Genomic DNA, 11,225 nt, shown 5'->3' on the forward strand with positions numbered 1-11,225 from the left:
AAGTTGGCAAATCAAGTTGTACAATCGCTCACACCTAAAATAAATCATGCTGTAATGAGCGATCGCCAAGTAATCACCAATTTCATGACCGAAGGTGGAGTAGTCGCAACGGTGGGAGGAATAACAACAACAAGCACTGTTGTAACGATTGCAGTTGCGATCGCATCCCCTCCCAAACCTGTTTTTCTCAAGATTATGGCTGCTGGGATTGGTGGGGTTATTTTAGGAAGTATTTTCGCAGCAGTAATTCTTCGGCACTACAGAAAGGAGATTTTGAGGAATGATGCAATCCCAACATCCACCGTCAAACTATCAAAACAATCAACAAAACCTCGATGATTTTGATGAAGTCTGGGTGCCGAATCCGCTTGGGCAAACACAAGGACGTGCTGCAACATCAAGACTAATCGACATCATCAAATCGGGGAGTTTGGATTCCTTACTAACTAATCCTTGGTTGGTATCGATATTTGTGGCAACGGTGATTTCGGTTTTAATTGGTGCGATCGCAACAACTCTAACTAGCCAGAAAAACCCAGAACTAACCCCAGAACAAGAAGCACAACAAGCACTGCTACAAAAATCCCAAAATCTGGAGCAAACTGATAGTAATTTCAGAGAATATCTTACCCGCGATGATAATGGTTCAGGCTTGGTTAGTAACCCTGGTTTATTGCAAGCAGCAACATTAGAAGCTGGAGCAAGATATCGCAATCGCGTTATTGCAAGTCTTAATAATCCCCAAAATCCTGCATACAACCAACATGAGGAAGTCATTAATTACAGTTCAGAAATTGAAGCATTAAAGCGGATTAATTTGGGAGCATCTGGGAAAGAAGCTCAATTAAAATATGTTGACCCCAGTACAGGTTTGTGGGTGACAATTCCAATTGATTCTGCTGAATTAGCTGCCAGTGGTTTGACTAAATTGAACATTATTTCTAACAGCAGAAGGGAAACCACACAAAGATTTGATTTGGTCACAGTGGCTCAAAATATCCGCAAAATTCTATCTGAAGTCAAAGCTGTGAGACTAGAAGCTTTGCGTATAAAAGGATTAAGTCCAGTTGCATCGGAATTGGAAAAAACCGATTGGTTTGGGAATAAAGCAAGTCCTTCGGAGGCAGAAATTTCTGATTATCAACAATACCAACCTGAACCAATTCCGGCAATTCCAAAGCCCTCACCGAAAGCAACAGGAGGGAAGAATGACAAATAAACTAATTTTTGCTCCCATTCCTTTGTTGTTGGGAGGTTGGATGTTTACCAGTAGTTTTAGTACCAATACGATCCAACAATCAGCAACCCCATATTCGACTCAACAACAAACTGTGGAAGTGGAAATGCCAGAACCAGCCAAGTCTTTTTTACGATTTGGGGGGAGTGCGATCGCTATATTCGGAACCTCAAGTTTAGTCTTTTGGGAATTAGCCAGTAAGAAACGCGATCGCAATCGACCACAACTTTTATTACCTGCTGGAGAAAATTTTATTCCCAATACAGGTTATTTCTCAAATAATTCTCAACCCATTTCTGATATACAGAGCGATGGTTTGAAGCGTTCACCTTCGGGCGATCGCAAGCATGGCATCCCATATAAGCAAGAGCAATTGAGCGACGAGGAAAGCAAACAACCAAATAATTTTAAGGCTCCAAAACAAACTCCAAATTTCTACCAAACAGGTGGATTCCCCTTGAATTTACCTAACGAGAAGATAGATGCTGTCAGCCAATTTCAAGCGCAAGCCAATTCTGAAGATAAATATGCTTCAGTGCGATCGCTCGTTTACGAAAACACAGTGGGTATTGTTGGCAAGGAAAAGGGAAGTGGTAAAACCTCTAAACTTGGTTATTTAATTGCTGAACATATCAAACTTGGTCATTTGGTATGGATGGTCAACCCTTTCGCCAAAGGTCAGCATTGGAAAGGAATTAAGGTTTTTGGACGGGGTTACAATTTTCTCGAAGCAACCAACGCTATCCGCGAATTTACTCGTATTGCGTTTTGGAGAATTGCGGAAGCTGGCGATGAAACAAAGGAATACGAACCCTTCGAGGACTACCATTTGAACCTTGCCCTGGACGAAATGTCCAATTATTCAAGTGAAATCGATGCTATTGATTCGACTGTAATGCCCAAATTCTGGGAAGCTGTTGTGCAATTTTTAAGACAAGCGAATATGTCCGTATCCTTCGCCAGTCATGGTGATACCCAAGCAATGCTCGGTGGTGCAAAGGCTTTGGCTGGGAAATCGGAAACCATTAAAGATGCAATAGTTTGGTTGTATGCACAGGCTATTACCGATAGGAATATTGAGGGCAACAAGCGATGTGCAGGATGGGGATATTTGATTCGTCCCGATGGAGGCGATCGCCAAAAGCAACGAATCGATATTCCTAACTGGATGCAAGGACCACCTGCAACTCGGTTAGACGGCAAGGACAAATACAACTACATCGAGCTTGCTCAAAAATACTGTCCCCAGTTTTTGTACCTGCCACCCTCCAAGCAAAATCTGATCGAGGATACCCCAATTGATACTGAGCAATTTCGCCAAAAATTGATTGAACAAGAGGATATCTGGGGATTAGAAGATGAGAATTAGCATCGGTTGCCTTAACTCAAGCGCAGGAGTGGCGAACCTGCGGATGCTCTGACTAATTTATTAGGAGTACACATGGTCAGAAAACAATTAAGAGGAACACATTTACCACAAGCAAGTTCCAGGCATTATTTGGACACCAACGTTGTAGATGCAAATTACGTTGGTAGAGAAGAATTTGATGATGACTACAACTATGGCGAAGGTGGCAGACATTCCCACAATAACCGTTGGAACGAGCGTGCTTACCGTGCTGGAGGTTATGCCAGAGGTGCTTATGATTGGGGAAAAAATTACAGCCGTGGTGTTACTCCAGCAATGGAGAATGGAGCCAGTGCTGCAATTGGGACTTTAGGTACAGTTGCTAGTCATACTAATCCATTCCGTCCTTGGCGATCGTTTGCATTCTGGAGCATGGGTATAGGAACTTTAGTAGTTGGTGGATGGGTGGCTCAATTTTTCCTGGGTGGAGTGATTGCCACTCGCAACCCCCGACAATTACCTCAGAATGCACCAACCGCAGTCAGATTTGGACACGGTGTTGTCAACGCGGGAAAACCAGTTGCTTCAGGAGTTTGGAGTGGTGTTGGTCAAGTTGCCAACGGTGCAGGGGATAGTTTGGATAGGGCAGTGCGCTTCCAAACAGTTGATTCCGATAATTGGCAACAATCACCAGTTACAGTAAGACGACAGCAGCAACCAACTACTACTTTACCGTTGACTAATTGGACTGGTGATGGCAGCTATCAGTCTGTGCGGAGGAAGTAAAAAATGCACAGAAGAAGAGGGGGGGATATGGACAGGGGGAGAGAGGGGGAGGCATTTGAAGAATTTTCCTACTTCTCCCCTTCTGCTCTCCCTCACTCCTTTTGGGTGAAGATTCCTGCATCAAGTTTTTTAATTACGAGCGCTATGTTTGTTGTTTTTATTCTTGATATGGCGAGTCCCGGATATGGTTCGTTCGCTTTTGTTCCAGATTTACGACCTCAAATTTCAACCCTGACTGCTGATATTCGCTCTGATTTGGAAAAATTGATTCGCTCTGAGTCTGTTTCTAATACAAAAAAGTTGAACTCACCCTCCGGGTTCAAAAGTTCTCTGGGGGGAGAATCCCCCCAGCAGACTTTTTCACCAGATAAATCAAACAATTGCCAAACCCTGTTAGATAGTTATAAAACAGGTGCTAAATGTCACTTCGAGCCAACGAATTACTCAGACACCTCCCGATAGAGGTTCAATACCAAGAATTAAAAGCTAACGAAGAGATAGCCCGTCATAACCTTGTTGCTCAAGCTAGGGGACGTGCTTTGTGTTTTGGTTTGTCTTTGTTGATGGCTGCTGCGATCGCACACCCTGGAATCAACCAATGGGTTGAAACTAAGCTCCAACTCAATCGCATTGCTGGTATTAATTTCTTCGCAAATTCCAATAAACCACAATCCAGTTCAAATATTGCTGCTGTACTCGTAGATTACGCCAAAAAGCAAAACTGGGAAATTCGCACAGGACAAGGAAAGTACAACATTTTCTACGTCCAAGGCATGTTTCCAAATGGTATACAAAACGACAATGCACCCAACCGATTCAACGATTCCAGGTTTTTGGTTGAAGTTAACCCCACTCCGCGTTTAGTTGGAGCGTGGGAAGCATCTATAGAACCGGGAAGCCATTACACCAAGCAGCCGATGAATTCTCAGGGAACCGCACAAATACAAGTACCGGGACATTACAAAGCGTGGCGAATTGGCAAACATAAAAACCGTGAATTGGCATTAGTTCAAGTTGCACCAGTCGATATTATTCGGGACAAAAATCGTAATGGCAAGCTGGATGAGGGGGATCAAAAAGAACATTCCCAAATCGGAGCAAATCAGCACAGTGCCAGCGACCAAAAGTTAGTTGATAGTGCAAGCGCAGGATGTCCTGTGGGACGCACATCCAAAGGACATCAAGAGTTTATGAGTTTTCTACAAAAAGATGTGGATTACAAAAATAATAAAAGTTTCACATTTTCAACAAGTTTTATCCCAGCCAAAGAATTAAATTTTTAGGATTTTGAAGAGGTAAATTCTCAATGAGAGTGAAGAAATATCTTTCCCCAAATGATTATTACTCGTACATGAATAGCAATGCTTGGAGGAGCAAACATTATAACTGGCTCAAGCGATGTCATTACAGATGCTCGATGTTTCCTTGGGTAAGAATTGGAAGATATTCATCCAAGAAATATGGGAAATATAACATCCATCATACAGGAGTTGGATATCGACATTTAGGTCAAGAAGAATTATGGAAAGATGTACTTCCATTATGCCCGTTTGCTCATTGGCTAATTCATGGTGGAAATATGAAAGCTAAAGCTCCTTGGCAACCTAATTTAATCCAGAAATTTCTTCATTTGTGGTGTAGCCTACCTCTTTTAGTTAAACGGTTAATTTTGCTTGTATTGGGATTAGCGATCGCTTCTGCTTTCCCAATATATATAACATTAATTATGGGTGCAATAATTTTTTATTTATTATTCTATTAGGTCGTGATGTATTTCAATAAATTGGGGAAAAACTGGGATATATCTAACTTTTTATTATTAATAAGTGTTTCTGCCTTCGCTATTAGTAGACCAGCGATTAGTTTAGTGACAGATAGCATCGACAATATCTCAGAATTCAGCACTTCATATTCAGAAAATCTCAATAGTTTGTTCGCTAATAATTCTTCTGTCGGTGTGCTAGCAATATGCGCGGCAGAGGGTAATTGTCAAGTTGACGGACGAAAAACTTCGTTGTATTACTATCATGTTGACCCTGGAAATCGCAAGGTCAATCGCGGATTCTGTAGCGACCAAGGTCGGGGTGGTACAAACTTAGTAAATGCAGATGCTGGATGCTTAACAAGAACTAGAAGCCGCATTCCTAGATTAGTTAGAAAAACTCAAGCGGCTGGGGTAAATCCAGAACAGAATATTGAAGCATTCATCAATAATTTAGACCAGTGGAATCAAGCATCTCCTCGTGTTTCTGATGCTTTTCCAAAGAAATATGCTGATGCTCAAAATAAAGGATTAAAAGGAAAAGAAGCTATTTTATGGGCTAGAGTTGAGGCTTTTCGTAGAAGCGGTGGGGAATTAGAAGCTGGTAATTCACGAGTGGGTTTGTTTTCGATTTGCGCTAATCCCAAAAATACTTACTATAATACGAGACTACAACAATATTCAATGTTCTCAGAGCGTTGGCGATGGAATTGTATTGCTTTAGATCAAAAACGAAGATTAGATGCTATTAATCAAGTTTTGGCAAGAAATATTAAATGAATTTATTCATCAAAATAACTAATAATAGTAACACAGCAGTGAAATGATTATATAATATAGGTAAGTTAAGAAAATCTTACTTATTTGACTGAATTATGTTGTCAAAAAATAAGAAATTAGTAGTTAGTTTATTTTGTGGGATTGGTGGTCTTGATTTAGGCTTTCAATCTGCTGGTTTTGAAGTAGCGATCGCCATCGATAATAACCCCAAAGTCTTAGAATTATATCAAAATAATTTTCCTGATACGACAGTTTTATGTAAAGATATCGGGGAGATTACAGCAACTGAGATAAGGGACATTATTCAACATAAATATCAAGATTGGGACGGAGAAATTGCCGCAGTAATAGGCGGTCCACCCTGTCAAGGCTTTTCGGTTGCTGGTAAGCAAAAACTTGATGACGATCGCAATCAATTAGTCCTCAAATTTATCAATCTGGTGATAGAACTAAATCCGTCAATGTTCGTGATGGAGAATGTTCCAGCTATTGAGTGGAAGAAGTTTGCTGGCATTACCGGGAATGCGATCGCTCTCATCGAAGAACAATATATTCTATCCAAATGGTTGCTTACAGCTTCGGATTACGGCGTACCCCAAAAACGACAAAGGGCTATCTGGATTGGCTCAAAGTTTGGCGAAGTTATACCACCATTGGAGAGTGATAAAAAAGTTACAGTTGGGGATGCAATTTCTGACCTGAGTTACATTCCTATCAATTCTCAAACCGACACCTGGGAGTTGGGCGAAAAGGGCGAATATGCAGAATATTTGGACAAAATCTTCACTTCGACCCTTCGGCGCAGGCTCAGGGCAGGCAGGCTCAGTGACCACCCTTGTGTCTCGAAATCCCTTGATATTAGTGGATTTCAAGCAACAGTACACACAGCAGCTACTCAACAGAAATACACCGATACAAAGCCTGGGGAGAAAGAATCAACTACTTGGGCATATCGATTAGTGTCCGATGGTTTTTCCCCAACATTACGCGCTGGGAGCGGGAATCGAACCGCAGCGCGCCCAATTCATTACGAACATGCGCGGGTGATAACAGTTAGGGAAGCTGCGAGGTTACACAGTTTTCCTGATTGGTTCGATTTCGGGACAAGTAAGCTGGCTGCTCACAAGGCAATAGGGAATAGCGTTCCTCCTTTGCTGGCTTATGCTATTGCATCCGAAGTGTGGACACATTTGGAAGAACAGCAACAAAGTTCGACGGGGACAAATTGTTTTGTGTTTAAGCATCTCCTGGATTTACAAACCCTTGAAGCGTCGCTTAGTTTGCCAATTTTTCACTCAATGGGACAACAGTCAGGAAAACTAAATTGCCTTGCTTTTGGTTTGGTTGATGCGGAAAATGCCGAAGTTGGCAACGAGCGATCGCCTCCAGTAAAAAATATCTTCATATCTTAAGATATTCCGACTTATTGTTAAACCCTAGAAAGTAGTGTTGTCAAAAATCTTCGAGGGAAACTTATCAATAGTATCGAAATATTGAGAAAAGTATAAAAATCGACTCTGAGTATCGAGTATTACGCTATATCATTTGTAGTGGCAATTACTTGTAAGCACTATTTTAGGCGATCGCGTAGGAGTCTCGTTATGAGTTTGATTAACCTGGATTTGCTTTTCAATGCCATTACTGGTGTTGCTAATCCCCTAATTAAAGAAAAAATCCAGCGTAACGAGACGGTAATTAAGTTGCTCCAGCAGTTTAATCTCTCCCCAGAGCATCCATCAGCAGATTATAGCGATGTTTACGCTTATACTTTGGTTGAATATGGTGTGGGTAAACCTAAGCCAATTTTAGAACTGTTTCGCCAAGACGCGATAAAACTAGCTTTCCGTAAGGCATTTGACCACAATAACCCCTCAATTTTATTGTCGGAGGTTGATGCTTTTGTTGCTGCGTATGCTTTGGGTGATGATATTCAAGCTTTAAGGATTGATATTAGGAGAGAAATCGCAGCGTTTTATATTGTATTCTCCGAAGTTGCCAAACGTTCCCGTAAACCAGCAGATACGTTGATGAGTCAGCAAATTGGCTCGTTACACAAAATTATCGCTAATATCCAAGAGCAGATTGAAAGGCAACCAACTTTAGAAGGTATTCGTACAGAAATAGCTAGATTAGCAGCGTCAAATTACCCAGCGTTACCGGGAAATGTAGAGACAGGATACATCGCGTCTCCCCAAGAAGAAAATCAATGTCGAGCGTTCACCGAAGGTGGCAGCTTCTGCATCGCATTAGCTCAACAAATGCGTGGTTGGTTTGAAACCCTGGGTTATCAACTAGAAAAATACGAAATTTGGGCAGAAGATTACTTTGAATTTATCATCAATATCCCTGTCCGGCGTAGCTTTGACCGCATCCTCGTGCGAGGAATTGCCGGGGAAGTGGGATTGAGTGATGTCATGGCTTTACGAACCTCGGTTGAAGAACAAAAAACCGATGAGGGTTGGTTGGTGACAACGCGACGAATTTCACGAGCAGCCCGTGATGAAGTAAAAAAGGAAGAAAATCGCCACCTCGATTGTTACACTTTTGACGAACTGATTGACCTTGATGCCGACTTTAGCGGTTATGTTGACTGGCTGGAAGCGGAAATCGATCGCCGCAAAGTTGATACTAAGTATGTGCCGTTGGCTTGCAGTAAGGAAGAAATTGACCCAGTTAGCAAGCGGCAAATTGGAATGAGTCGCTACGGTGAAGAAGACGGTTGGATTGATGGCTATATCGATTTGTGGCTCGATGACCCCGCTAAGGAGCATATTTCGATACTGGGTGAATTCGGTACGGGGAAAACCTGGTTTGCGTTTCATTATGCTTGGGTGGCGTTGCAGAGATACAAAGATGCCCAAAAACGCGGTGTGGAGCGTCCCCGATTGCCTTTGGTTATTACTTTGCGAGATTTTGCTAAGGCGTTAAATGTGGAAAATGTTTTAGCTGGGTTCTTTTTTACTCAGCACAATATCCGGATAAATAGCGATGTGTTCGACCAGCTTAACCGCATGGGTAAATTGCTGCTGATTTTCGATGGTTTCGACGAAATGGCTGCAAAAGTCGATAAACAGCAGATGATTAATAATTTCTGGGAATTAGCGAAAGTAGTGGTTCCCGGAGCCAAGGTAATTTTAACTTGCCGCACCGAGCATTTTCCCGAAGCACGGGAAGGACGGGCTTTGTTGAATGCAGAGTTAAGTGCATCAACCAAAAATCTGAGTGGGGAAACACCACAATTTGAGGTGTTGGAATTGGAGAAATTTGACGACGAGCAAATTCGTCAGGTGCTGTTATTTCAAGCCGAACCTAGAACCGTCGAGCAGGTAATGGGGAACCCGCAATTGTTGGATTTAGCCCGTCGTCCAGTGATGACAGAGTTGATTTTGGAAGCGTTACCGGATATTGAAGCGGGGAAACCTGTGGATATGGCACGGGTGTATTTGTATGCGGTGCGTCGAAAAATGGAGCGGGATATTAAGAGCGATCGCACTTTTACTTCCCTGGCAGATAAGTTGTATTTTCTGTGCGAATTATCTTGGGAAATGCTTTCTAGCGACGAGATGAGCCTAAATTATAAGCTATTCCCCGATCGCATTCGGCGGTTGTTTGGGGTGAAAGAGAAGGATTTGGATCATTGGCACTACGATATGATGGCGCAAACTATGCTAATTCGTAATGCTAACGGGGATTATACTCCTGCCCATCGGTCACTGTTGGAGTTTTTTGTCGCGTATAAATTTGCGGCTGAGTTGGGTGTGTTGGCTGGGGATTTTATCGAGTTGGCACAGGCACAATCTTGTTTGGATGGGAGTGCTGCACCTGTTGATTATACCTGACTTTTCCCGTTAAGTCTCTCTTGCAAGCTGCCAGCCTTCACAGAGGTCATTCAATTTTAACCAACCCCTCCATAGTACCTGGATACCAATAGGAGTTTTATGTCGATGTTCAAGATATCCTCCAAGACGAGCGATCGCTTCCACAGCCCAACTAACAGTTAATATCTTGGGCAGTTTGGGTGATTTAGCTTTCAAAATGCGAAGTTGAAGGGGATTGAGGATTTCAATAGCGATAGAATCAGGCTGAGTACGATGTAGGTAAGTTAACTGCAAGAGTTCAACAGCAATTACACTTAAAAAACCAATTAAAGCCTTCATACCCTCAGCAGCAAGTCTGTATCGTTCCACCTGGCAGCCTGATTTCAAAATTTTGTGGTATTCTTCTACACGCCAACGATAAGAATACCAGCGTAAAATCGTAGATGCCATTTGGATATCTGCGACAACTTCCGTGGTTAGTAACATCCACTCTACAGGCGTTTCACCCTCTGGGCAATCAACTTCTGTAGCATAAACAGCATATACTAGTATTGGGTCGCGGTCGTCAAAACGGTAGGGAGTACGGAGATTGACAGGGCAAAATCTGACAGCTAACTTGGCTTTGCGGGCAGAACGTTTGCTGGTAGAAGGTAGTTCAATTTCTTGTTCAAAACTGATAGGTTGTGCTGACAATTTTGACCAGAGACGCTCACTATCAGAATCTAAACTGCGGTTATGAGCAGCACGAACTACGACACCTGTGTGTTTAAGTTGACGGATTTGAATGAACACTTCTGTGATATCACCTTCTCTATCAAAAGCATGAACCACTTTTATATCCTTGCTTGTACGCTTTTCTACTGTCGTAAGTGCTTCTACCCACCTGTAAGATTCTTTCTCTTCAAAGGGACGGTTTCGTGATTCTTTTCGGGCTGCCGCTTGCCGTTTTTTCTTTTGTACTGAGGTTTCATTTTTTGGTGGCTTCTGTTTTGGTTCTCGATTCCACAGTTTTTGCCACAACAGACCGATTGATTGACCATTTTTGGGTTCGATCGCTAAAGCACTATGTAATATTAAACCGTTACCTCCCTTACCAATTGGACCATAACCTTCTCTTTTAAGCACAATACTGTCATAATCTAGAAAAGTAGTGTCTCCAACACACAGCACTACATCATATTCTGCAACAATATCTGCCGTCATTTGACAGTGCGGCTCAATTAGTTTGGAAAATTCCACTTTGGCATTCGCAAAAACTCATAAGCTCTCTTGAGTACAGTTCCGGAACTGAAGATTTCCGACAGTGCTTTGCCAAATCCTTGACTTAAAGCAAAACCAATCGACATTGCACGCTCATTCAATCGGCGATCGCCCAACTCACAAGTCGTAAAATTTTTTTCCCACCAATCCAACATGATTTGTCACCTTTAGCACCCAATTTTAACTACTTTACCTTATGTACTGTCCTTTTTCCTAAATCCTTGGTGAGTAAGG

General features: G+C 42.2%; 12 protein-coding genes. 10 read left to right on the forward strand and 2 right to left on the reverse strand.

Annotated elements, in window-relative coordinates; genetic code table 11:
- Positions 1–3 precede the first annotated feature (3 nt).
- The 10 genes from CAL6303_RS11275 to CAL6303_RS11320 all read left to right on the forward strand — a co-directional run bounded on the left by CAL6303_RS11275 (position 4) and on the right by CAL6303_RS11320 (position 9,752).
- Positions 4–339, forward strand: a complete 336-nt coding sequence (locus tag CAL6303_RS11275) for a hypothetical protein (protein ID WP_041739422.1) — start codon at positions 4–6, stop codon at positions 337–339.
- Complete coding sequence (locus CAL6303_RS11280) at positions 281–1,219, forward strand: hypothetical protein (protein WP_015197979.1); 939 nt, start codon at positions 281–283, stop codon at positions 1,217–1,219. Before CAL6303_RS11275 ends, CAL6303_RS11280 begins: the two co-directional genes overlap by 59 nt.
- Positions 1,209–2,606, forward strand: coding sequence for a hypothetical protein (locus CAL6303_RS11285; RefSeq protein WP_015197980.1), 1,398 nt, complete (start codon positions 1,209–1,211; stop codon positions 2,604–2,606). Before CAL6303_RS11280 ends, CAL6303_RS11285 begins: the two co-directional genes overlap by 11 nt.
- A gap of 72 nt (positions 2,607–2,678) precedes the next feature.
- Positions 2,679–3,371, forward strand: a complete 693-nt coding sequence (locus CAL6303_RS11290) for a hypothetical protein (protein WP_015197981.1) — start codon at positions 2,679–2,681, stop codon at positions 3,369–3,371.
- 144 nt (positions 3,372–3,515) lie between these two features.
- Positions 3,516–3,833, forward strand: a complete 318-nt coding sequence (locus CAL6303_RS11295) for a hypothetical protein (protein ID WP_144051034.1) — start codon at positions 3,516–3,518, stop codon at positions 3,831–3,833.
- Positions 3,791–4,654, forward strand: coding sequence for a hypothetical protein (locus CAL6303_RS11300; protein ID WP_015197983.1), 864 nt, complete (start codon positions 3,791–3,793; stop codon positions 4,652–4,654). The genes CAL6303_RS11295 and CAL6303_RS11300 overlap by 43 nt, the downstream gene beginning before the upstream one ends.
- 23 nt (positions 4,655–4,677) lie before the next feature.
- A complete protein-coding gene (locus CAL6303_RS31080; RefSeq protein WP_015197984.1) occupies positions 4,678–5,133 on the forward strand; it encodes a hypothetical protein in 456 nt (151 codons plus the stop codon).
- A 6-nt stretch (positions 5,134–5,139) separates the two neighbouring features.
- Entirely contained in the window at positions 5,140–5,913 is a 774-nt protein-coding gene (locus tag CAL6303_RS11310) for a hypothetical protein (protein ID WP_015197985.1), read from the forward strand.
- Positions 5,914–6,008: 95 nt separating this feature from the next.
- Positions 6,009–7,325 carry a DNA cytosine methyltransferase gene (locus CAL6303_RS11315; protein WP_015197986.1) on the forward strand — a complete coding sequence of 439 codons (1,317 nt, stop codon included), beginning with the start codon at positions 6,009–6,011 and terminating at the stop codon, positions 7,323–7,325.
- Between the two features lie 189 nt (positions 7,326–7,514).
- Positions 7,515–9,752 (forward strand): NACHT domain-containing protein, encoded by a 2,238-nt coding sequence (locus CAL6303_RS11320; protein WP_041740455.1) that lies wholly within the window; start codon positions 7,515–7,517, stop codon positions 9,750–9,752.
- A 9-nt stretch (positions 9,753–9,761) separates the two neighbouring features.
- Here the strand turns inward: CAL6303_RS11320 and CAL6303_RS11325 are convergent, their stop codons facing one another.
- Both CAL6303_RS11325 and CAL6303_RS11330 read right to left on the reverse strand, forming a co-directional pair.
- Complete coding sequence (locus CAL6303_RS11325) at positions 9,762–10,934, reverse strand: IS4 family transposase (RefSeq protein WP_041740456.1); 1,173 nt, start codon at positions 10,932–10,934, stop codon at positions 9,762–9,764.
- Between the two features lie 17 nt (positions 10,935–10,951).
- Positions 10,952–11,146 (reverse strand): transposase DNA-binding-containing protein, encoded by a 195-nt coding sequence (locus tag CAL6303_RS11330; RefSeq protein WP_041739428.1) that lies wholly within the window; start codon positions 11,144–11,146, stop codon positions 10,952–10,954.
- Between the last annotated feature and the right edge of the window lie 79 nt (positions 11,147–11,225).

The sequence above is a fragment of the Calothrix sp. PCC 6303 genome (genome assembly GCF_000317435.1).
Taxonomy (GTDB): domain Bacteria; phylum Cyanobacteriota; class Cyanobacteriia; order Cyanobacteriales; family Nostocaceae; genus PCC-6303.

Coding starts and splice junctions, on each gene's coding strand:
- CAL6303_RS11290 (WP_015197981.1), top strand. CDS start 2,679: ATGGTCAGAAAACAATTAAGAGGAACACATTTACCACAAGCAAGTTCC.
- CAL6303_RS11315 (WP_015197986.1), top strand. CDS start 6,009: ATGTTGTCAAAAAATAAGAAATTAGTAGTTAGTTTATTTTGTGGGATT.
- CAL6303_RS31080 (WP_015197984.1), top strand. CDS start 4,678: ATGAGAGTGAAGAAATATCTTTCCCCAAATGATTATTACTCGTACATG.
- CAL6303_RS11300 (WP_015197983.1), top strand. CDS start 3,791: ATGTCACTTCGAGCCAACGAATTACTCAGACACCTCCCGATAGAGGTT.
- CAL6303_RS11295 (WP_144051034.1), top strand. CDS start 3,516: ATGTTTGTTGTTTTTATTCTTGATATGGCGAGTCCCGGATATGGTTCG.
- CAL6303_RS11320 (WP_041740455.1), top strand. CDS start 7,515: ATGAGTTTGATTAACCTGGATTTGCTTTTCAATGCCATTACTGGTGTT.
- CAL6303_RS11280 (WP_015197979.1), top strand. CDS start 281: ATGATGCAATCCCAACATCCACCGTCAAACTATCAAAACAATCAACAA.
- CAL6303_RS11330 (WP_041739428.1), bottom strand. CDS start 11,146: ATGTTGGATTGGTGGGAAAAAAATTTTACGACTTGTGAGTTGGGCGAT.
- CAL6303_RS11325 (WP_041740456.1), bottom strand. CDS start 10,934: ATGACGGCAGATATTGTTGCAGAATATGATGTAGTGCTGTGTGTTGGA.
- CAL6303_RS11285 (WP_015197980.1), top strand. CDS start 1,209: ATGACAAATAAACTAATTTTTGCTCCCATTCCTTTGTTGTTGGGAGGT.
- CAL6303_RS11310 (WP_015197985.1), top strand. CDS start 5,140: ATGTATTTCAATAAATTGGGGAAAAACTGGGATATATCTAACTTTTTA.